This is a genomic window from Streptomyces johnsoniae, assembly GCF_031845565.1.
Classification (GTDB): domain Bacteria; phylum Actinomycetota; class Actinomycetes; order Streptomycetales; family Streptomycetaceae; genus Streptomyces; species Streptomyces johnsoniae.
On record NZ_JAVREV010000019.1, the window covers coordinates 62,065 to 82,847 of the forward strand.

Genomic DNA, 20,783 nt, shown 5'->3' on the forward strand with positions numbered 1-20,783 from the left:
GGATGCGGGTCGCGCTGTTCGTCACGTGTATCAACGACACGCTGTACCCGCGCACGGGCCGGGCGGTGGTGTCGCTGCTGCGGCGGCTCGGCGTGGAGGCGGAGTTCCCCGAGGCGCAGTCGTGCTGCGGGCAGCCGCAGTTCAACACCGGGTACCGGTGGGAGACCGAGCCGCTGGTGCGGCGGTTCGCGGCGGCCTTCGAGGGCTTCGACTACGTCGTGACGCCTTCGGGTTCGTGCGCGGCGATGGTGCGGGAGAACTATCCGCGGATCGGTGCGAAGGCGGCGGCGGAGGGCAGGGGCGAGGAGCTGGCGCGGGCGGCGGAGGCGGTGGTGCCGCGGACGCTGGAGCTGACGGAGTTCCTGGTCGACGTGCTGGGGGTGACGGACGTCGGGGCCTACTACCCGCACCGGGTCACCTATCACCCCACCTGCCACGGGCTGCGGATGCTCGGCCTCGGCACGAAGCCGAAACGGCTGCTCGACGCGGTGGCGGGCCTCGAATTGGTGGAGCTGCCCGGCGCGCAGGAGTGCTGCGGCTTCGGCGGCACGTTTTCGGTGAAGAACGCGGCGGTCTCCGCGGCCATGGGCGCCGACAAGGCGCGGCACATCATCGGCACCGGGGCGCAGGCGGTGTGCACCGTGGACAACTCCTGCCAGCTGCACATCGGGGGCACCCTGGCCCGGCTGGGCTCGCCGGTGCGCCCGGTGCACCTTGCGGAGATCCTGGCCAGTACGGATAAGGAGCAGTGGTGAGCGGCACCTATCTGGGCATGCCCGCGTTCCCCGCGGCCGCGGCCACGGCCACGGCGAACGGGCGGTTGCGCGCGAACCTCACCCACGCCACGCACACGATCCGCGACAAGCGGGCGGCGGCGGTGGGCGAGCTGACGGACTGGGCGGCGCTGCGGGCGGCGGGCGCCGCGGTGAAGGACCGCACGCTGCGGCACCTGGACCACTACCTGCCGCAGGCCGAGGAGGCGGTGACGGCCGCGGGCGGCACGGTGCACTGGGCGGCCGACGCGCGGGAGGCCAACCGCATCGTGACACGCCTGGTGCGGGAGACCGGGGAGCGGGAGGTCGTCAAGGTCAAGTCGATGGCCACCCAGGAGATCGGGCTGAACGCGGCGCTCGCCGGGGCCGGGGTGCGCGCCTACGAGACGGACCTGGCGGAGCTGATCGTTCAGCTGGGCGACGACCTGCCGTCGCACATCCTGGTGCCGGCGATCCACCGCAACCGCGAGGAGATCCGCGAGATCTTCACGGAGCGGATGGCCGACTGGGGCCGTCCGGCGCCCGTCGGGCTGAGCGACCGGCCGGGCGAGCTGGCGGAGGCGGCACGGCTGCACCTGCGGGAGAAGTTCCTGCGGGCGAAGGTCGGCATCTCGGGGGCGAACTTCCTGGTGGCCGAGACCGGCACCCTGGTGGTGGTCGAATCCGAGGGCAACGGCCGGATGTGCGTGACGCTGCCCGAGACGCTGATCTCGGTGGTCGGCATCGAGAAGGTGGTCCCGACGTGGCGGGATCTGGAGGTCTACCTCCAGCTGCTGCCGCGTTCCTCGACCGCGGAGCGGATGAACCCCTACACCTCCACCTGGACGGGCACCACCGACTCCGACGGGCCGCGGGCGTTCCACCTGGTGCTGCTGGACAACGGGCGCACCGACGCGCTGGCCGACACCGTGGGCCGGCAGGCCCTGCGCTGCATCCGCTGCTCGGCCTGCCTGAACGTCTGCCCGGTGTACGAGCGGGCCGGGGGCCACGCCTACGGCTCGGCGTACCCGGGGCCGATCGGGGCGATCCTGACGCCGCAGCTGCGGGGGACGACGAGCGAGGTGGACGCCTCGCTGCCGTACGCCTCGTCGCTGTGCGGCGCCTGCTACGAGGTGTGCCCGGTGGCGATCGACATCCCCGAGGTGCTGGTGCACCTGCGGGAGCGGGTGGTGCAGGGCGGCCCCGCCACGGTGCGCGGGCAGCGGACCCGGCTGAAGCCGGCCAAGGGGCACGCGGCGGAACGGGCGGCGATGCGGGCGGCCCGCTGGGCGCTCGACCGGCCGGGCGTGCTGCGCGCCGGGCAGCGGGCCGCCGCCCGCACGCGCCGCCTCCACCCGGGGCGCCTGCCGGGCCCGGGGCGCGCCTGGACGGACACGCGGGAGGTGCCGGCGGTGCCGGCCGAATCGTTCCGCGACTGGTGGCGCCGCACCGGCGGGCGGGAGGACCGATGAGCAGCCGTGACCTCGTCCTGGGCCGGATCAGGCGGGCCCTGGCGGACGTTCCCCGGACGGAGGAGCCCGCCGACGTCCACGTCCCGCGCGACTACCTGAGCACCCACGCGCCCGCCGACGCGACCGAGATGCTGGCGGAGCACCTGGCCGACTACCGCGCGCTCGTGCACCGCACGGACGCCGCCGGGCTGCCCGGCCTCGTCGCGGACCTGCTCGCGGCGCGCGGGGCGAAGACGGTGGTGGTGCCGCCGGGGCTGCCGCCCGAGTGGCTGGCGGCGACGGGCGCGGCGCGCGTCGCGGACGCCGCGGAGACCACCGCGCGGGAGCTGGACGCCGTGGACAGTGTCGTCACCGGCTGCGCCCTGGCCATCGCGGAAACCGGCACGATCGTGCTGGACGGCTCCCCCGACCAGGGCCGCCGCCGCATCACCCTGGTGCCGGACCACCACATCTGCGTGGTGCGCGTTCCCGGGCAGGTCGTCGACTCCGTGCCGCAGGCGCTGCCGCGCCTGTCCCCGGCGCGCCCGCTGACCTGGATCTCCGGCCCTTCGGCGACGAGCGACATCGAGTTGAGCCGGGTTGAGGGCGTGCACGGCCCGCGTACGCTGGAGGTGGTTCTGCTCCGCGGCTGAAGGGATGCGCCATGGATCTGGTCGACGGCTTCGAACGCGGGCTCGACGAGTTCGGCGGGCGCGTGCACCGGGTCGGCGCGGAGCAGTGGGCGTCGGCCACGCCGTGCACGGAGTGGTCGGCGCGGGATCTGGTGGGGCACCTGACCGGGGAGCACCTGTGGGCGCCGTGGTTGCTGCGCGGCGCGACGCTGGACGAGGTGGGCGACCGGTTCGAGGGCGATGTGCTGGGCGAGGACCCGGTGGGTGCCTGGGATTCCGCGGCTTCGGCCTCCCGGGCGGCGGTCCGGGCCCCTGGGGCGCGCGATACGCCGGTGCACACGAGCGCGGGGCGGATTCCGGCGGACGACTACCTGCGGCAGATGACGCTCGACCTGGCCGTGCACGCCTGGGACCTGGCGCGCGGGATCGGCGCGGACGACCGGCTTGACGAGGATCTGGTGGCGCTGTGCCTCGACTACGCCAGCGGGCAGGCGGACACCTGGCAGGGCCTGGGCATCTTCGGCCCGCCGGTGCCGGTGGCGGACCGGGCCTCGCGGCAGGACCGGCTGGTCGCGCTGCTCGGCAGGCGGCCGTGAGGCCGCCCGCGGGCCGTCAGCGGAGGCGGACGGCCGGGTGGTCGGGCGTCAGCAGGTGGGTGTCGACGACGGCGGCGTGCGGCGTGAGGAGCCCGGCGAGCTGATCGGCCGCCTGGTCCAGGACCTTGCGGCCGGTCCCCGGCTCGACCGTTTCCAGCAGGAACACGACCTCCCGGGAGGCGGGCGTCACCTTGGTGCGGTCGCTGTCCCGGTGGTTCCAGTGGCGGGTGAGGACGTCGGCGGCGTCGGCGTAGACGACTTCGCCGGTCCTGGCCTCCTCCGTCGTGTCGGGCTCCCCCAAGGGGGTGAACGTGTCGCCACGAGCGGCGAAGCGCAGCTCGACGTCCCCGCGGACGGCCGCCAGGTCGAAGGCGCCCGCGGGCAGCCCGTGGCCGACGGAGACCGCGTTGTAGGTGTCGACGGCCGGGCTGATGCGGGGCAGCCGGCCGGACTTGCCCAGGCGGCGGCAGAGCGCGTCGACGCTGGGCCGGAACCGGCGCGGGTTGGTGCCGAACGCCCGGTACGCCGCGTGCCAGGACGCAAGGCCCGGGTCGGACTCGGCGGGCGGCGACCAGTCGCCGTCCGCGGCGGCCGTCTCCAGCTCGGCGAGCAGCCGTTCCGTCTCCTGCCACGGGGTATCGCCGCGCAGGTCCCCGGCGACCACGGCCGCCACCGCAAGGGCGGGGAACGCCTCGCCGACCGCCGCCGCAACCCGCAGTTCCGTCATCGTGCTCCCTTTCTCACGCCGCTCCTCCACCTGGGCGGTTCACCCTATCCGGAACGGACCGGGCGGCCGGGCGGCCGGGCGGCCGTCCTAGGGCGAACGGGGCAGGCGGGCCGGGTCCGCGGACCGTTCCGGCCCGGCCCGGTGGCGGCCTAGCGTCGGCGGCATGGACACACACGCCGCGGGAACGCTCGACGAGGCGCTGCTGCGCCTCCACGCCACAGGGCCCGAGTTCAAGGGCTGGCTGAGCAATCATGCGCCGATGGCCGTCGAGGCCCTGGCCCGGCACGGGCAGGGGGCGCGGGTGCACCGATGGCTGGACGCGTACGGCGGACGGCTGGAGGAGAAACCGGCGTCCTACGGACGGATCACCACGGAGAACTGGGCGGCGGCACTCGGCGACGCCCGCCATCTGGCCGACTGGCCGGTGTACTTCGCCGAGCGTCTGGCCGAACGCCCCTGGCGCGAGGTGCTGGCCGAGTGGTGGCCGCTGCTGCTGCCGGGCATCACTGCCTCCGCGACGCACCCGGTGATCCGAGTGGGCCACGCCGTGCGGCTGCTGCTCGCCGAGGGCGGGAACGCGCCGCGGATCGCGGAGTTGGCGCACGCCCTCGGGTACTGGGCGGCGCGGCACCAGCGGCTGCCCGCGGGCGTGGCCGTTCTCCCGGCGCCGGACGGCGCGGAGGCGGCGCTGCGGGCGGTGCGGCCGGTGAGCGACCGGTCGGGCGGGATCAACCACCGGCTCGGCGGGCTCACCGGGCTGCCGGGGTGGGCGGAGCGGATGCCGGAGGACGCGGACGCGGTCCGCGAGCGCCTGGCCGGTCTGGTGCAGGCCGCCGTCGGCTACTACGGCACGCACGGGCACGGGGAGCCGGTGATGCTGGTGCACGCGGCGACCGCCCCCAACGCGGTGCTGCGCACGCTGCCCGCGCTGCCCCGCGCGCTGTGGCCGGCGAGCCTGGCGGCGGCGTGGCAGGCCGCCGCGGGCGTCGTCGCCGCGTACGCACCGCCCGGCGGCCCCCTCCCGCCGGGCGAGGCCGGCGGTATCACGGCGCGGGAGCTGTTCGAGCGGGCGGCGGCGCACGGGAACGAGCACGTCATCAAGTTCGCCGACACCGCGCTCGACGTCATGGCCGCACGGCCGGGCGACCAGGCGGCGCCCGCCGCGGCACTGCGCGCCGTCGAACTGACGGACCCGGACGACTGATCCGGGGCCCGGGCGGCGGGCCCCCGTTCCCGCGCGCGGACGAGGGCCCTAAGCCAGCCGGGCCGTCCAGGTCAGGCCGCCGAGCAGGTGCCGGCGGAAGCCGGGGTCGCCGAAGCACTCGGAGGTGTGGCCGAGCGCCGTGTAGAAGGAGCGGCCGCCCGCCAGCTCATGGCACCACACCATGGGGTGGTCGGCGCCCATCCGGCCGCCGGTGTAGGTGGTCTCGTCCGCGGTGGCCAGGACCCGCACGCGGCCGCGCGGGTTGACCGAGAAGTTGTACCACTCGTCGGTGAACTCCCACCGGTCACCGAGGTGGGCGGTGGCGGGGTGGTCGTGGTCCTCGACGGTGACGACGCCCCGCTGGAGCTCGGGGTGGCCGTCGAAGACGGCGCCGACCACGTCCTCGCCGAACCAGGGCCAGCCGTACTCGGTGGTGGAGGCGCCGTGCACGCCCATGAAGCCGCCGCCGTCCGCCAGATGGGCCCGCAGGGCGCGGCGCCCGTCGTCGGTGAGGACGTCACCGCTGGTGGAGAGGAACACCACCGCGGCGCTGCCGGGCAGGGCGGCGGCCAGCTCATCCGGGTCCTCGGTCGCGGATACCTCCAGGCCCTCTTCCGCGCCCAGGTCGCGGAACGCCTCGATCCCGTCGGGAATGGAGTCGTGCCGGAAGCCGGTGGTGCGGGTGAAGACGACAATCCGGGGAGCGCTCATGACTCCCCATCGTAGGCCCGCCCTTCGGCCGCTCACGGGAGCGGCCTGCACGGCGTCTTTTCCGGATGACCACGCCGTAGCTGTCATGATCACGGCCAATCGGGGCACGGATACGGGACGGCACACCCCGGTCGGTGAAATATCGCACGGCATATTCCTCCGGCAGGTCTTCCACTCAACCCCCGCCGGGCCCCATGATCTTGAGCATCCCCTCGGGAGGAGTACGCATGCCCCGCGAACACGTTGCCGGGATTTTCGCCCAGCAGTCCCGGTCGTGCGCGCGCCTCGGCTCGCCGCTGTACGCGGCGCTCATGAGCCGGGCCGCGGACGACGTCCGGATGGGCGGACCGTGTGCGGCGGCGGTGGCGGGGCACCCGGACACGGTGGTGGACGACGCGCTGCCGCTGCGCCTCTTCGGCGCCGTACACGCGCTGGCGCTGACCGGCCGGGCGCCGGACCTGGCGGCGCACTACCCCAGCACCGGCGGCACGTTCCGGCGGGCGGACGCGGCCTGGCCGGCGTTCCGCGCGGTGGTCGCCGCGGAGCCGGAGTGGATCGGCGACTGGCTGCGCCGGCCCCCGCAGACGAACGAGGTGGGGCGCGCGTCTCTGCTGCTCGCCGGCCTGCTGTACGCCGTTCCCTCCGCCCAGCTCCCGGTGCGGCTGTTCGAGCTGGGGTCGAGCGCGGGCCTGAATCTGCGGGCGGAGCAGTTCCGCTACGTGGCGGGCGACTTCTCCTGGGGTCCGGTGGACTCCTCGGTACTGCTCGCGGACGCCTGGGACGGTGCCGTACCCGACTGGCTGCTCGCGGGCGCCGCACGGCACCAGGCGCTGCGGATCGTGGAGCGGCGCGGCTGTGACCCCTCACCGATCGACCCGCTGTCGGCGGACGGTTCGCTGGCCCTGCGCGCCTACGTCTGGCCGGACCAGACCGCGCGGCTCGAGCGTCTCGACGGCGCGCTGCGTATCGCCGCCAAGGTGCCGGCCACCGTGGAGGCCGCGGGCGCGGCCGAGTTCCTGTCGGAGATGGACCTCGAACCCGGCACGCTGACGGTCCTGTGGCACTCCGTGATGCGGCAGTACGTGCCGGCGGCGGAGTGGGCGGCGGTCGAGCGCGAGCTGGACCGGCTGGCCAGGGCGTCCGGGCCGGACGCCGGTTTCGCCGTCGTCTCCTTCGAGCCGTCCGACGGCGGGGCGGAGTTCCGGCTGTCCGTCCGGTCGGGCACCGGTCCGGTGCAGATGCTCGCCACCGCCCACCCGCACGGCCTGCCGGCCCGGTGGCCGGGCCCGGGGGCATGACCGATCATGAGCCCATGGGACACACGATGACCAAGGACGAGTGGCGCGCGTTCCTCGCGGCCGGCACCAGAACGGCGAAGCTGGCGACGGTGCGCACGGACGGCCGCCCGCACGTGGCACCGGTCTGGTTCGTACTGGACGGCGAGGACATCATCCTCACCACCGGCGCCGGGACCGTGAAGGCGCGGAACATGGCCGCGGACGACCGGGTCTCCCTGTGTGTCGACGACGAGGTGCCGCCGTTCGGCTTCGTGGTGATGCACGGCCGCGCCGAGCTGAGCGGGGACCCGGCGGAGCTGCGCGACTGGGCGGAGCGGATCGGCGGCCGGTACATGGGCGAGGACCGGGCGGCGGAGTTCGGCGCGCGCAACGGGGTGCCGGGCGAGCTGCTGGTGCGGGTCAAGCCCGAGCGAGTGGTGGCGGAGTCCGGGGTGGCGGACTGACCCGGCCCGCGCGGGGCGCCGTGAGAGGCTTCCGGCCATGCCACCTGCACGCTTCAAGGACCTCGCCCTCGACGCGAACGACCATCAGACACTCGCCGACTGGTGGTGCACGGTGCTCGGCTACGAGCGCCGCGCCGCGCCGCCCGGCGAACAACCGCCGCCCGAGTGGCCGGTGCCGATCCGGGACCCGTCCGGCGCCGGGCCGCTCATCTGGATCAATCCCGTGCCCGAGCCGAAGACGGCGAAGAACCGGCTGCATCTCGACGTCCGCGGCGACACCGAGGAGCTGATCGCCCTGGGCGCGCGAGTGCTGCGGCGGCGCTCCGGCGGGACGGAGTGGGACGTCCTGTGCGACCCGGAGGGCAACGAGTTCTGCGTGTTCCCGCCCGAGCCCGAGCCGGTGGCCAGGCCCACGGTGCGCTGAGGCTGGCCGCGGCCCGTTCAGGCGTGGTGCCAGGTCCTGCGGTCCCGCGCGACGCCGTACACCGCCTCGATGCCGTCCGGCTTCAGGACCCCGCCGCGGGCGGCGAGCCCGGCGATCCGGTCCTCGTGCAGCACCTCCACATCGCGCAGCGCGGACGTGACCCCGATCCGGGCCGCCCCGACGCACACCAGGAGCGCGTGCACGGTGACCGGGTGCCCGCAGGCGCGGCCGAGGGCGTGCGCGGCGCGGCGCGCGTCCCCGCGGCAGCGCCGCACGTCGGGCTCGGTGCGGCGGCCGTTGATCCGGACCACGTCCTCCCCCGCCTCGACGCGGGCGCCACGGCGGAGCACGGACCGGAACACCAGGAGGCCGCCGGGGCCGATCGCGATGTGGGAGATGTCCGCGTCGCCCGGCAGCGGTACCGAGTGCAGCACGCGCCAGCCGGCCCCGCCGAGCCGGTCGAGCCGGGCGCCCGCCGTCTGTTCGGCGAGGAGCGAGGAGCGCAGGGCATCCGCCTCCGCGCCCCGGCGCAGCAGCCGCATCCGCGCCCGGCGCGCGGCGCCGGTGGGCAGCGCGGCCACCTTGCCGTACAGGGTCTCGCCCGGCCGGTTGGGGGCCAGGTCGTCGTCCGGGTGCAGCCACAGCGGCCCGCTGCCGGGGGGCCACCGGCCGGGGTCTTCCGGGTTCTCCATCACGCCCTCCCTGCCCTCCATGACATCATCGTCCGGCGCCGGGGACGAGAGGCCGTACCCGGCGGAACGCAGCGGAACGCACCGCGGGTGCGGACCGACCCGAGGGGGACGGCAGTGGGACGGCTCATCGACACCGTGGCCTGGGTACACCTGGCGGACGGGCGCATCCTGGGGGCGCGCTCGCGGGGCAAGGAGCTGTTCTACATCCCAGGCGGGAAGCGGGAGCCCGGCGAGAGCGACGTGCAGACCCTGGTTAGGGAGGTACGGGAGGAGCTGGCCGTCGCGCTCGACCCCGACTCGGCCGAGCACGTGGGCACGTACACGGCGCAGGCCGAGGGCCACCCGGACGGCACGCTGGTGCGGATGGCCTGCTACACGGCGCGGCACGAGGGCACTCCGCGGGCGAGCAACGAGATCGAGGAGATCGCCTGGCTCTCCCTGGCCGACCGGCACCGCACCCCGCTGGTGGACCAGGCGGCGTTCGACGCGCTGGCCGAGGCCGGCCGCCTGCGCTGAGCCGCCGCGCGGCCGGGCCGGGCGCCGCAGCGGCTTCGTTACGATGAGGTCCTGCGGGAGGAAGGGCGGCACGAGATGGCCGGTGCGCGGACCGACGGGCGGGTGGAGCGGGGGAACCAGACCCGCCGACTGGTCCTGGGGCGGACGATGGCCATCGCCTCCGTCGAGGGGCTCGACGGCCTGTCGATCGGCCGCATCGCGTCGGAGCTGGGGCTCAGCAAGAGCGGGGTGTTCGCCCTCTTCGGCTCCAAGGAGGAGTTGCAGCTCGCCACGATCAGGGCGGCGCGCGCCGTTTTCGCCGACCAGGTCGCCCGCCCGGCCGCCGAGGAGCCGCCGGGGCTCGGCCGGGTGCGGCGGCTGTGCGAGGCGTTCCTGGCCTACTCGCGGTCGCGGGTGTTCCCCGGCGGCTGTTTCTTCACCTCGGTTTCCGCGGAGTTCAGCGCGCGCAGCGGCCCGGTGCGCGACGCGGTGGCCGCGGCCAGGAGCGAGTGGGTCGGGCACGTGCGGGAGCTGGTGGAGGAGGCGCGGCGTGCCGGCGAGTTGCGCGCGGACCTCGACGTTCCGCAGCTGGCGTTCGAGCTGACGGCGCTGCTGGAGATGGCGAACAACGATTCCGCGCTGCACGCGGACGACGCGGGCTACGGGCGTGCGGCGGCCGGGATCTCGGCCCGGCTGGCCGCGGCGGCGGCCTGAGGCAAGGGGCCGCGGGCTGCGGGCCGCTGCCCGCGGGTTGCGGGTTGCGGGTTGCGGGTTCGGCTTTCACGCAACGGGGTCGGTGGCGGCGGCGAAGTCCAGGACGGCCTCGATGACGGCGGGGTCGGCGATGACGCGGCGGTGGCCGAGCCCGCGGGTCAGCATCACGTCGGCCTGCTCGCCGTAGGCGGCCACCAGGCGGCGGCACTGCTCGACGGGGACCATGTCGTCGGCCTCGTCGTGGACGATGAGCAGCGGCATCCGCAGCCCGGCCGGATGGTGGGTGGCGGAGAAGCGGGCCCACAGCTCGCGCTCGCCGGGGAACATCCGTTCCTCGATACCGTGCCGCAGCTGCGGCAGCGCCCAGGGGCCGAGGCCGGCCCTGGCGCAGAAGCTGTCGACGAGGAAGCCGAACTCGGCGGGGGCGCCGATGGTGACGAGCCGGTCGGCGAGGCTTTCGCCGCGCAGCGCGTGGAAGGCGCTCAGGCCGCCGACGGAGTGGCCGATCACCGCGGCGAACCTGCCGTGTTCGGCGTGCAGGCGCCGGGCCAGCTCGCGATACTCCAGGATCGTGGTGCCCCGGCCGCCGGCCTCGCCGTGGCCGGGCGCGTCGAAGGCCACCGGGCTGTAGCCGCGGTCCGCCAGCGCCTCGATCATGGGGCTCCACCGGGAGGCACGGGAGAGCCAGCCGTGCATCAGCAGAACGGGGCGCTCGCCGTCGCCCCAGCGGTGGACGACGGCGGTCTTGCCGTTCACCGTCAGCTCGCCGCGCCGGGCACGGCGCATCACGGGCTCCTCGGCGGGGCGGACGGCGACGCGGGTCACCGGGTGGGCGAAGAGGCCGAGGGCCCAGCGTCCGGCGAGGCGGGGGGCGACGCGGCCGGTGCCGTTGAGGGCGGCGCGCAGCAGTCCTGCCCTGAGGTTCATGTGCGGTCTCCTGTCCCTGGGGTCGGCGGTGGGCAGCGCCGACGGCGAGATAGTAGCACGACCGTTCGCACAGTTTTATGAACGTGTGCCGGCGGCCCGAGGGCCGGCCGGGGTGGTCAGGAGGTCGCCGAGGTCGCCTCGACGGCGGTGCGCGGCGCCTCGCCGTCCCGCCGCACCAGGTCGGCGTAGCGGCCGCCGAGCACCATCAGCTCGTCGTGCGTGCCGAGTTCGACGACGCGGCCGCCGTCGAGCACCGCGATCTGGTCGGCGTCGCGCACGGTCGAGAGCCGGTGGGCGATCGTGATGGTCGTGCGGCCGGCGGACAGGGAATCGATCGCCTGCTGCACGGCCCGTTCCGTCCTGGTGTCCAGGGCGCTGGTCGCCTCGTCGAGGACGAGCACCGGCGGGTCCCGCAGAATGGTGCGGGCGATGGCCAGCCGCTGCTTCTCGCCGCCGGAGAAGCGGTAGCCCCGCTCCCCCACCACCGTGTCGTACCCCGACGGCAGCGCCGCGATGTAGTCGTGGATCTGGGCCGCCCGTGCCGCGGCCTCGATCTCCTCCTGCGTGGCTTCCGGCCGTGCGAACCGCAGGTTGTCGGCCACCGAGGCGTGGAAGAGATACGTCTCCTGGGAGACCACCCCGACCGCCCCGGCCAGCGCGGCGAAGCTCAGGTCCCGCACGTCCACGCCGTCCAGGGTCACCCGGCCCGCGGTCACGTCGTACAGGCGCGGCACCAGGTAGCCCAGGGTGCTCTTGCCCGCCCCGGTCGGTCCGACGAGCGCGAGCGAGCCGCCCGCCGGAACCGTCAGGTCGATCCCCTCCAGGGCCGGCGGGCCGGCGGTCTCGTAGGCGAACGTCACCTGCTCGAACGTCACCTCGCCGCGCACCCGTTCCGGCTCGACGGGCTCTGGCCGTTCGGTGATGCCGGGCCGCAGGTCCAGGTACTCGAAGATCCGCTGGAACAGGGCGAGCGACGCCTGGATGTCCACCCCGGTCGACAGCAGCGAGACCGCCGGGCGCAGCAGCCCTTGCTGCAGCGTGACGAACGCGACCAGGGTGCCGATGGACGGGGGGCTGCCGCCGAGCTGGAACATCACCCCGGCCGACCAGTACAGCAGCGCCGGAATGGCCGCCATGATCATGCCGATGGTGGCCATGCGCCAGCGGCCCGCCATGCTGGCGCGGATCTCAAGACCGACGAGCTCCCGCGACTCCGCGGCGAAGTCCCGGGTCAGGGCCTCGGCCCGGCCCATGGTGCGGCCGAGCAGGATGCCGCTGACCGACAGCGACTCGGTCACCATCGCGGCCATCGCCGCCATCTGCCGCTGCCGCTGGGTGGTGATGCGCCGCCGCTCCCGGCCGACCCGGCGCGCGATCCACACGAAACAGGGCAGCAGCGCGAGCGACACCAGGGTGAGCCGCCAGTCCAGGGCGAGCATCGCCACCACGGTGGCCACCACGGCGGTGAGGTTGGAGACCAGGGAGGTCGCCGTCGAGGTGACGGTGGCCTGCATGCCGCCGATGTCGTCGGCGATCCTGGACTGCACCTCGCCCGTGCGGGTTCTGGTGAAGAACGCCAGGGGCATCTGCTGGAGCCTCGCGTACACGGCGGTGCGCAGGTCGTGCATCACCTGCTGGCCCACGGTGGTGGAGATCAGCGTCTGGAGCACGCCGAAGACGCTGCTGGTCACGGCGGTGAGGATCATGCCGAGAGCGAGCAGCGCCAGCAGACCCGTCCGGCGCTCGGGCAGGGCGACGTCGATGATCTCGCGCAGCAGGAACGGGGTGGCGACCGCGACCAGGGACGACGCGCCGACCAGCAGGCCGACGATCGCGAGGCGGCCGCGGTAGGGGTGGAAGAGGCGGAGGATGCGGCGGATGCTGGGGGCCGGGGGCGTCTCCCCGGTCGGCGGGACGGTGTCGGGCTGCATGGGCTCCTTCGGGAGGACGGTCGAGGGAACGGACGGACAACGACCCTCAACCCTACGGCGGCGGGACGGCCGCTCAGCCGCCTCCGCGCAGGTCGGCGAGCGTGCGCGGGGCGCACTCGATGTCCGAGAAGCGCACGGTGTTCCCGGCGCCGGTCGGGGACTGCGCCAGGAAGCCGACCTCGGGGACCTGGCCGGGGGCCGGCCCGGGGCCCGCCTCCGTACCCGCGGTCAGCGCGAAGTACCGGACGAGGTGCCAGAAGCCGCCGTCGGTCGAGGCGTGGAAGGCGTAGGCCGGTCCGACGCGGGCGACCCGAAGCCACGCCTCGCCGGAGTCGAGGGTGAGGCCGTTGCAGTCGTCCGAGACACCGCGGGTCACCACGGACACGACGGTGGGGGCGCCCTGCGGGGACACTTCGAGGCAGAGCTTGGCCCAGTTGTCCTCGCCGGCGTACAGCAGCAGGACGCCGGCGTCGTAGGTCGCGGCAAGGCCGGTGGTGACGCGGGCGGTGAGCACGAAGTCGCCCTCGACGCGCCCGATGAGCGCGGGGGCGTTGGCAAACCGGTCAGGACCGCCGGGATCGCTGAACAGGTCCGTACCCGGGCCCGCGCCGAGCGTGAGGGCGCCATCGCCGTCGACGGACCAGTCGGCCGGCCGGTTCAACGGGCGCAGGGGCACGGGCACGGCCGGGACACGTATCTGCTGCTCCATGGGATTCCCCCTCTTCTCGCCCCCGCCTGCCGGGACTTTAAGCCAGGTGCCGCCGGAGTGCCAGGGGCGGCCGCGACACTGGCCGGAAGCGCGCGCCGCGTGTTAGGCAGGGGCCATGCCAGCCCTCGCGTCGTACGACGCCGTGATCGTCGGCGGCGGACACAACGGCCTCGTCGCCGCCGCCTACCTCGCCCGTTCCGGGCGCAGTGTCCTGGTGCTCGAACGATCCTGGCGCACCGGCGGGGCGGCCGTGTCGGACGAGGTGTTCCCCGGGGTCGCCGCCCGGCTCTCCCGCTACGCCTATCTCGTCAGCCTGCTGCCCGCCCGGATCGCGGCGGATCTCGGGCTGCGCACGGCGCTGCGCAAGCGGCGGTTCTCCTCCTACACCCCGGCGGTCCGCGGCGGCCGGCCGACGGGGCTGCTGATCGGCGGCGGAGAGAGCCGCACCCGGGAGTCGTTCGCGCGCCTCACCGGCTCGGACCGGGAGTACGCCGCGTGGCGGCGGTTCCAGGCGATGACGGCGCGGATCGCGGAACGGGTCTTCCCGACGCTGACCGAGCCGCTGCCCACCAGGGCCGGGCTGCGGGCGCTCGTCGGGGACGACGCGGCGTGGGAGGCCGTGTTCGAGCGGCCGATCGGCGAGGCGATCGAGGCGGCCTTCGAGGACGACCTGGTGCGCGGGGTGGTGCTGACGGACGCGCTGATCGGCACGTTCGCCTCCGCGCACGACCCGGGGCTCGCGCAGAACCGCTGCTTCCTCTACCACGTGATCGGGCAGGGCACCGGGGACTGGGACGTGCCGGTGGGCGGCATGGGCGCGGTGACCGACGCCCTGGCCGGCGCGGCGCGCGCCGCCGGGGCCGAGATCCGCACCGGGCACGAGGTGACGTCCGTCGCGGCGGACGGCAGGACCGCGGAGGTGGCGTTCCGCGGCCCGGCCGGGGACGGCACGGTCGGTGCGGCGCGGGTACTGGTGAACGCGTCCCCGCAGGGGCTGGCCGCGCTGCTCGGCGACCCGCCGCCGCCCGCCGCGGAGGGCGCGCAGTTCAAGGTCAACATGCTGCTTCGGCGGCTGCCCGCGCTGCGCGACCCGGCCGCCGACCCGCGGGAGGCGTTCGCCGGAACGTTCCACATCGCCGAGGGTTACCGGCAGTTGGCGGCGGCCCACCGGCAGGCGGCGGACGGCTCGCCGCCCGCCACGCCGCCGAGCGAGGTGTACTGCCACACACTCACCGACCCCTCGATCCTCGACCCGCGGCTGGCCGCGCGGGGCTGCCAGACGCTGACGCTGTTCGGCCTGCACACCCCGGCCCGGCTGTTCGCCCGGGACAACGAGGCGGCGCGCGGCGCGCTGCTCGACGCCACGCTCGCGGCGTTCGACGAGCACCTGGCCGAGCCGCTCGCCGGCTGCCTGGCCACGGACGCGGACGGGCGGCCGTGCATCGAGGCCAGGACGCCGCTCGACCTGGAACGGGAGCTGGCCCTGCCCGGCGGCCACATCTTCCACGGCGACCTGTCCTTCCCCTGGGCGGCCGCGGACGCCGAGGACGCCGCGGACGGCGGGAGCGGCGCGCGGTGGGGGGTGGCCACGCGGCACGCGAACGTGCTGCTGTGCGGGGCGGGCGCGGTGCGCGGCGGCGGGGTCAGCGGCATCGGGGGGCACAACGCCGCGATGGCCGCGCTCGGCCGCTGAGCCGGAGCCCGGCCGGTTCACCGCCGTTTGCCGGTTTTGCCCCCATGGGCCTGGGAACCCGGGCCGCGAGCCGAGGGGAGGCGATCATGCAGCACGACGACTTCATAGGACAGGTTCAGGCACGCGCCCGGCTCGACAGCCGGGGCGCGGCGGAGAGCGCCACGCGGGCCAGCCTGGAGACCCTTGCCGAACGCATTCCGCCGCCGCTGGCGGAGAAGCTCGCGGCGCAGCTGCCGCGCGAGATCGGCGAACACCTGCTCCGCGTGGCCTACGCCCCCGACCTGCCGGCCACCGGCGTGCGGATGAGCCGGGAGGAGTTCTTCGGCCGCGTCGCCGAACGGTCGGGCGCGGACATGCCGAAGGCCGTGCACGAGGCCCGCTGCGTCGTCGAGGTGACCGACGAGGCCACCGTCGGCGGACTGGCCGACAAGGTCCGCACGTCTTTGGACGACGACCTGGCCGAGGTGCTGTTCGCGGGCAGCTCCGGCCCGGCGGGAAACTGAACGGGAGGGAGTTGCGCCATGTCCGACGACAGGTCGGAGCCCGCGGCGCCCGATGCGGCGCTCGACGACGAGGCGATGGGAGACGAGGTCTACCAGCCGCCGGATTACGGAACCCGCGACGACCCGACGGACGTCGACCTGGACAACGCGCTGGGCCAGGGCGATCTGGACGAGACCCTGGACGAGGGCTACTCGCCGCCGGAGAAGCCGCTCGCCGTCAACGACTACGGCACGACGGCCGCCGAGCAGCGCGAGCGGGAGACGCTCGACCAGCGGCTGGCCGAGGAGGTGCCCGAGGTCTCGGAGCCGGCCGGCAACGGGATCGGGGACCAGCCGGGGATGGCGGGCGAGCCGATGGCCGCGGAGCTGTCCGGCGAGGACCGGGCGGGCCGCCTGGTGCGCGCGGACAACGAGACGCTGCGCCGCACCGACGGCATCGCAGCGGCGGACGTCGGCATCGACGGCGGCGCGGCGGGCGCGGAGGAGGCCGCGATGCACCTCGCGGAGGACGAGCAGGAGGAAAAGGCCGAGGACTTCGGCTCCTGACCGGCCACGCGAAGGCCCCCTTGCGTTACCGGACTCGCGTTACCGGACTCGCGTGGCGGAGGCCCCCGGCAGGCCTACGGGCCCGGCCGCGGCAGACAGCCGCGGCCGGGCCCGCGGGCGTGCGGGTGCGGCGGCTGACTACGATGTCGGTCGCCATGCACAGTGCACCTGATTTCCGCAGTTTCGTCGCCCTGGGCGACTCGTTCACCGAGGGCATGTCCGACGCCATGCCGGACGGCACCTACCGAGGCTGGGCCGACCTGCTGGCGCAGCGGCTCGCGGCCCGCAGGGCCGGTTTCCGCTATGCCAATCTCGCCGTGCGCGGCAAGCTGATGCGGCAGATCGCCGAGGAGCAGGCGGCGCCGGGCGCGGCGATGGGCGCCGACCTGGTGACCCTGGTGGGCGGGCTGAACGACGTGCTGCGGCCCCGCTGCGATCTGGACGAGATCTGCGGGCTGCTGGAGGAGTCGGTGGCGCGCCTGGCACCGTCCTGTCGGCAGCTGGTGCTGATGCGCAGCCCCGGCCGCCGGGGCGCGGTGCTCGAACGGTACCGGACGCGCATGGAGACGCTGTTCGCGTTCATCGACGACCTGGCGGAGCGGCACGGCGCGCTGGTGGTCGACCTGTTCGCGTCGCGGGCGCTCGGCGACCCGCGGCTGTGGGCCGACGACCGGCTGCACCTGACGGCGGAGGGGCACCGGCGGGTGGCGGAGGCGGTGTGGCAGCGCCTCGGCTTCGAGCCCGGCTTCGACTGGGACCAGCCGCTGCCGCTGACCGCGCCCGGCAGCTGGGCGGTGCGCCGCGGGGCGGACGTCAGGTTCGCCAGGGAGCACCTGCTGCCGTGGATCGGACGGCGGCTGAGCGGCCGTTCCTCGGGGGACGGCCTTGCGCCCAAGCGTCCTGATCTGGCGCCGCTGCCGGTCGAGGACTACCCGTAGAATCCGGTGGCGTGACTGACAAGCCGCGCATTCCGAACGTTCTGGCCGGCCGCTACGCCTCGGTGGAGCTGGCCACCCTCTGGTCCCCCGAGTACAAGGTGGTGCTGGAGCGCCGGCTGTGGCTCGCGGTGCTGCGGGCGCTCGCGGATCTGGGCGTGCCGGTGCCGCCCGGGGCGGTCGAGGACTACGAGCGCGTCGTCGAGCAGGTGGATCTGGGCTCGATCGCCGAGCGCGAACGGGTCACGCGGCACGATGTGAAGGCGCGGATCGAGGAGTTCAACGCGCTGGCCGGGCACGAGCAGGTGCACAAGGGCATGACCTCGCGCGACCTGACGGAGAACGTGGAACAGCTCCAGATCCGGCGGTCCCTTGAGCTGGTGCGGGACCGGGCGGTGGCCGTGCTCGCGCGGCTCGGCCGGCTGGCGGCCGAGCACGCGGAGCTGGTGATGGCCGGCCGTTCGCACAATGTGCCCGCGCAGGCCACCACGCTGGGCAAGCGCTTCGCCTCGGCCGCGGACGAGCTGCTGGTGGCGCTCGGGCGGGTGGAGGAGCTGCTGGCGCGCTACCCGCTGCGCGGGGTGAAGGGCCCGGTGGGCACCTCGCAGGACATGCTCGACCTGCTGGGCGGCGACGAGCGGCGGCTCGCGGAGCTGGAGGGCCGCGTCGCCGGCCACCTCGGCTTCGGGCAGGTCTTCACCTCGGTGGGACAGGTCTACCCGCGGTCGCTCGACTACGAGGTCGTGACGTCCCTGGTCCAGCTGGCCGCGGCGCCCTCCTCGCTGGCGAGGACGATCCGGCTGATGGCGGGGCAGGAGCTGGTGACGGAGGGCTTCCAGCCTGGGCAGGTCGGCTCCTCCGCGATGCCGCACAAGATGAACACCCGGTCGTGCGAGCGCGTCAACGGCCTGGCCGTGGTGCTGCGGGGCTACGCCTCGATGACGGGCGAGCTGGCGGGCGACCAGTGGAACGAGGGCGACGTGTCCTGCTCCGTCGTGCGGCGGGTGGCCCTGCCGGACGCGTTCTTCGCGTTCGACGGGCTCGCCGAGACGTTCCTGACCGTCACGGACGAGTTCGGCGCGTTCCGGCCCGTTGTCGCGCGCGAACTGGACCGTTACCTGCCGTTCCTGGCCACGACCAAGGTACTCATGGCATCGGTGCGGGCGGGCGTGGGCCGCGAGACGGCGCACGAGGTGATCAAGGAGCACGCGGTGGCCTCCGCGCTGGCGATGCGGGAGGGCGCCGAGCGCAACGAGCTGCTGGACCGGCTGGCCGCGGACGAGCGGATTCCGCTGGACCGCACGGGACTTGACGCGCTGATGGCGGACCGGCTGTCCTTCACGGGAGCGGCGGCGGCGCAGGTCTCCGCGGTGCTCGGCCGCGTCGAAGAAGTCGTGAAGCGGTACCCCGAGGCGGCGGCGTACGCTCCGGGGGCGATTCTGTAGCGTTCTGGCCCGGGAGGCGGGTGTGGGGAGTCTCACCGGCGGTGATCCGTCGCTGCTCCGCAAGATCAACTCGGCCGCGGTGCTGCGCGCGCTGCGGGCCGCCGACTCCTGCTCGCTGACCGATCTGGCGCGCGCGACGGGTCTGTCGCGGCCGACGCTCGACGTGGTGCTCGAAGGGCTGGCCGAGGCCGGTCTCGTCGCCGAGAGCGGCGCGGCGGGGGCCGCGGAGGGACGGCGCCCGGGGCGCCCGGCCCGCCGGTTCCGGTTCCGGGCGGAGGCCGGGCGGCTGCTCGGCATCGAGATCGGGGCGCGGCGGCTCTCGGCCGTGCTGGCGGACCTGGCCGGGCACCGGCTCGGCTCGGTGGCACGCGAGGTGCCCACGCGGGCGACGGCCGAGACGCGCCTCGCCGGGGTGCGGGCGGTGGCCGCGGAGCTGCTGGCGCAGTGCGAGGTCGACACGGGCACGCTGCGGGCGGTCGGCGTCGGCAGCCCGGGGATCGTGGTGGCGGACGGGTCGGTGGGGCTCTGCACGGCGCTGCCGGGCTGGACGGGGCTGCCGCTGGGTGAACGGCTCGCCGCGGCGTTCGGCTGCCCGGTCCTGGTGGAGAACGACGCCAACGCCGCCGTGCTGGCGGAGCGCTGGGTGGGGGCCGCGACCGGCGCCGACAACGTGGTGATGGTGCTGGCCGGGCTGAGCCCCGGCGCGGGGTCGCTGATCGACGGGCGGCTGCACCGCGGGCACGGCGGCGCGGCCGGGGAGATAGGGGCGCTGCACCTGCTCGGCCGGCAGGCGACGCCCGAGCGCCTGTTGTCCACCTCGGGCGAGCCGCTCGATCCGCTGGACGAGCAGGCGGTGGCGCGGGTGTTCGCGGCGGCGCGCGGAGGCGACCGGCGGGCCGGGGCCGCGGTGGGCCGGTTCGTCGAACGCCTGGTGCACGACGTGGCCGCGCTGGTCCTGGCGCTGGACCCGGAGCTGGTGGTCATCGGCGGCTGGGCGGCGGGCCTCGACGGGCTGGTCGACCCGCTGCGCCACGAGCTGGAGCGCTACTGTCTGCGCACGCCGCGCGTGGTGGCCTCGGCGCTCGGCGGAGCTGCCGTGGCCACCGGCGCGCTGCGGCTGGCCCTGGACCGGGTGGAGGAGGAACTGTTCGCGGTGACCGGGGAGGTCAGCCCGCGGTGAGGGACAGCGGCTCCTGGTCGCCGAAGGTGAGGCGGCAGGTGTCGGCCCGGTAGGTGGCCACCCCGACGGCGACGGGGCGGCCCCCGGAGGCATACCCGGTGGTGACGATCAGCACCGGCGAGCCCGGCAGCCGGTCGAGGAGCCGCGCCGCGTCGGCCCCGGCGGAGCCCAGCTCCACCGCGCGGTCCCGGCCGCCCCAGGGAAGAAGCTGAAGGCGGGCGAGCACGGCCCCGGCGCGGTCCGCGCCGCGCGCGGTGTCCGCCCACTCCCCCGCGGGCAGCACGCCGGGCGGGATGAACAGGTGCTCCGTCCCGATCGGCTGGCCGTGGGTGAACAGCGTGCGCCGCACGGTCTCCACGGGCCGGTCGGCGGCCATCCCCAGGGCATCGGCCACCGCGCGGGGCGGCACCGCCACGGTGCAGTCGGTCGCCACCCACGGGTCGCCGGCGGTGCCGGGCCAGGTGTGCTGCCCGGGGCTGACGTCGACGCCGAAGCGCGGCGGCGCGACGGTGGTGCCGACGCCGCGGCGGCGCTGGAGCCGGCCCTCCAGCTCCAGCTGGTCGAGCGCCTGCCGGAGCGTGGCTCGCGCGACACCGAACCTGGCGGCGAGCTCCCGCTCGTTCGGCAGGGTCTGGCCGACGGAGAACTCCGTGTCGAGCGCCTGCGAGAGAACGGTTTTGAGGTGCCAGTACTTGGGCTCGGGCTGCTGCTGGTCGGGCCGGCTCATGCTCACCCTGCCTCCCCCTGCGCCGGTCCTGTCCCTGGCCGACGCGAT

At 75.0% G+C, this 20,783-nt stretch carries 23 protein-coding genes; 16 read left to right on the forward strand and 7 right to left on the reverse strand.

Going from position 1 to position 20,783, the window contains the following annotated elements; all coding sequences use genetic code 11:
* Positions 1-2: 2 nt before the first annotated feature.
* From RM779_RS27985 to RM779_RS28000, 4 genes are read left to right on the forward strand one after another with little or no spacing between them, the layout of a single operon-like run.
* The gene (locus RM779_RS27985; RefSeq protein ID WP_311620558.1) at positions 3-755 is read left to right on the forward strand and encodes a (Fe-S)-binding protein; all 753 of its coding nucleotides are present in this window, start codon (positions 3-5) and stop codon (positions 753-755) included.
* Entirely contained in the window at positions 752-2,224 is a 1,473-nt protein-coding gene (locus tag RM779_RS27990) for a lactate utilization protein B (protein WP_311620559.1), read from the forward strand. The genes RM779_RS27985 and RM779_RS27990 overlap by 4 nt, the downstream gene beginning before the upstream one ends.
* Positions 2,221-2,856: a LutC/YkgG family protein gene (locus tag RM779_RS27995; protein WP_311620560.1), complete on the forward strand. Its 636-nt coding sequence runs from the start codon at positions 2,221-2,223 to the stop codon at positions 2,854-2,856. Before RM779_RS27990 ends, RM779_RS27995 begins: the two co-directional genes overlap by 4 nt.
* Before the next feature lie 11 nt (positions 2,857-2,867).
* Entirely contained in the window at positions 2,868-3,431 is a 564-nt protein-coding gene (locus RM779_RS28000) for a TIGR03086 family metal-binding protein (protein WP_311620562.1), read from the forward strand.
* Between the two features lie 16 nt (positions 3,432-3,447).
* Here the strand turns inward: RM779_RS28000 and RM779_RS28005 are convergent, their stop codons facing one another.
* Positions 3,448-4,158, reverse strand: a complete 711-nt coding sequence (locus tag RM779_RS28005) for a B3/B4 domain-containing protein (protein WP_311620563.1) — start codon at positions 4,156-4,158, stop codon at positions 3,448-3,450.
* 163 nt (positions 4,159-4,321) lie between these two features.
* Here RM779_RS28005 and RM779_RS28010 point away from each other — a divergent pair, with 163 nt between their 5' ends.
* Entirely contained in the window at positions 4,322-5,362 is a 1,041-nt protein-coding gene (locus RM779_RS28010) for a questin oxidase family protein (RefSeq protein ID WP_311620564.1), read from the forward strand.
* 48 nt (positions 5,363-5,410) lie between these two features.
* Here the strand turns inward: RM779_RS28010 and RM779_RS28015 are convergent, their stop codons facing one another.
* The gene (locus RM779_RS28015) at positions 5,411-6,073 is read right to left on the reverse strand and encodes a ThuA domain-containing protein (RefSeq protein ID WP_311620565.1); all 663 of its coding nucleotides are present in this window, start codon (positions 6,071-6,073) and stop codon (positions 5,411-5,413) included.
* A gap of 227 nt (positions 6,074-6,300) precedes the next feature.
* Here RM779_RS28015 and RM779_RS28020 point away from each other — a divergent pair, with 227 nt between their 5' ends.
* From RM779_RS28020 to RM779_RS28030, 3 genes are read left to right on the forward strand one after another with little or no spacing between them, the layout of a single operon-like run.
* Positions 6,301-7,371: a DUF2332 domain-containing protein gene (locus RM779_RS28020; protein ID WP_311620566.1), complete on the forward strand. Its 1,071-nt coding sequence runs from the start codon at positions 6,301-6,303 to the stop codon at positions 7,369-7,371.
* A 14-nt stretch (positions 7,372-7,385) separates the two neighbouring features.
* Positions 7,386-7,814, forward strand: a complete 429-nt coding sequence (locus RM779_RS28025) for a PPOX class F420-dependent oxidoreductase (protein ID WP_311620567.1) — start codon at positions 7,386-7,388, stop codon at positions 7,812-7,814.
* Positions 7,815-7,851: 37 nt separating this feature from the next.
* Entirely contained in the window at positions 7,852-8,238 is a 387-nt protein-coding gene (locus tag RM779_RS28030; RefSeq protein ID WP_311620568.1) for a VOC family protein, read from the forward strand.
* Positions 8,239-8,255: 17 nt separating this feature from the next.
* Here RM779_RS28030 and RM779_RS28035 read toward each other — a convergent pair whose 3' ends face one another.
* Complete coding sequence (locus RM779_RS28035) at positions 8,256-8,951, reverse strand: nuclease-related domain-containing protein (protein ID WP_311620569.1); 696 nt, start codon at positions 8,949-8,951, stop codon at positions 8,256-8,258.
* Between the two features lie 93 nt (positions 8,952-9,044).
* On the opposite strand from RM779_RS28035, the gene RM779_RS28040 reads away from it, so the two are divergent.
* Positions 9,045-9,446 (forward strand): NUDIX hydrolase, encoded by a 402-nt coding sequence (locus RM779_RS28040; protein WP_311620570.1) that lies wholly within the window; start codon positions 9,045-9,047, stop codon positions 9,444-9,446.
* A gap of 75 nt (positions 9,447-9,521) precedes the next feature.
* A complete protein-coding gene (locus RM779_RS28045; RefSeq protein WP_311620571.1) occupies positions 9,522-10,139 on the forward strand; it encodes a TetR/AcrR family transcriptional regulator in 618 nt (205 codons plus the stop codon).
* Between the two features lie 66 nt (positions 10,140-10,205).
* Here RM779_RS28045 and RM779_RS28050 read toward each other — a convergent pair whose 3' ends face one another.
* From RM779_RS28050 to RM779_RS28060, 3 genes are all read right to left on the reverse strand, one after another.
* Positions 10,206-11,066: an alpha/beta hydrolase gene (locus RM779_RS28050; RefSeq protein ID WP_311620572.1), complete on the reverse strand. Its 861-nt coding sequence runs from the start codon at positions 11,064-11,066 to the stop codon at positions 10,206-10,208.
* Between the two features lie 116 nt (positions 11,067-11,182).
* Complete coding sequence (locus RM779_RS28055) at positions 11,183-12,997, reverse strand: ABC transporter ATP-binding protein (protein ID WP_311620573.1); 1,815 nt, start codon at positions 12,995-12,997, stop codon at positions 11,183-11,185.
* A gap of 73 nt (positions 12,998-13,070) precedes the next feature.
* Positions 13,071-13,706: a DUF1349 domain-containing protein gene (locus tag RM779_RS28060; protein ID WP_311620574.1), complete on the reverse strand. Its 636-nt coding sequence runs from the start codon at positions 13,704-13,706 to the stop codon at positions 13,071-13,073.
* A 115-nt stretch (positions 13,707-13,821) separates the two neighbouring features.
* Between RM779_RS28060 and RM779_RS28065 the strand changes: the two genes are divergently transcribed.
* The 6 genes from RM779_RS28065 to RM779_RS28090 all read left to right on the forward strand — a co-directional run bounded on the left by RM779_RS28065 (position 13,822) and on the right by RM779_RS28090 (position 20,008).
* Positions 13,822-15,399: a phytoene desaturase family protein gene (locus RM779_RS28065; RefSeq protein WP_311620575.1), complete on the forward strand. Its 1,578-nt coding sequence runs from the start codon at positions 13,822-13,824 to the stop codon at positions 15,397-15,399.
* Positions 15,400-15,485: 86 nt separating this feature from the next.
* Positions 15,486-15,902 (forward strand): DUF2267 domain-containing protein, encoded by a 417-nt coding sequence (locus tag RM779_RS28070; RefSeq protein WP_311620576.1) that lies wholly within the window; start codon positions 15,486-15,488, stop codon positions 15,900-15,902.
* 18 nt (positions 15,903-15,920) lie between these two features.
* Positions 15,921-16,448 (forward strand): DUF5709 domain-containing protein, encoded by a 528-nt coding sequence (locus tag RM779_RS28075; RefSeq protein ID WP_077062793.1) that lies wholly within the window; start codon positions 15,921-15,923, stop codon positions 16,446-16,448.
* A gap of 155 nt (positions 16,449-16,603) precedes the next feature.
* Entirely contained in the window at positions 16,604-17,386 is a 783-nt protein-coding gene (locus RM779_RS28080; protein ID WP_311620577.1) for an SGNH/GDSL hydrolase family protein, read from the forward strand.
* Between the two features lie 11 nt (positions 17,387-17,397).
* Positions 17,398-18,828, forward strand: coding sequence for an adenylosuccinate lyase (gene purB / locus RM779_RS28085; protein ID WP_311620578.1), 1,431 nt, complete (start codon positions 17,398-17,400; stop codon positions 18,826-18,828).
* A 22-nt stretch (positions 18,829-18,850) separates the two neighbouring features.
* Positions 18,851-20,008: an ROK family protein gene (locus RM779_RS28090; protein WP_311620580.1), complete on the forward strand. Its 1,158-nt coding sequence runs from the start codon at positions 18,851-18,853 to the stop codon at positions 20,006-20,008.
* Here the strand turns inward: RM779_RS28090 and RM779_RS28095 are convergent.
* Positions 19,995-20,735, reverse strand: coding sequence for a GntR family transcriptional regulator (locus tag RM779_RS28095; protein ID WP_311620581.1), 741 nt, complete (start codon positions 20,733-20,735; stop codon positions 19,995-19,997). The two genes, RM779_RS28090 and RM779_RS28095, sit on opposite strands and share 14 nt — an antisense overlap.
* Positions 20,736-20,783: the final 48 nt, after the last annotated feature.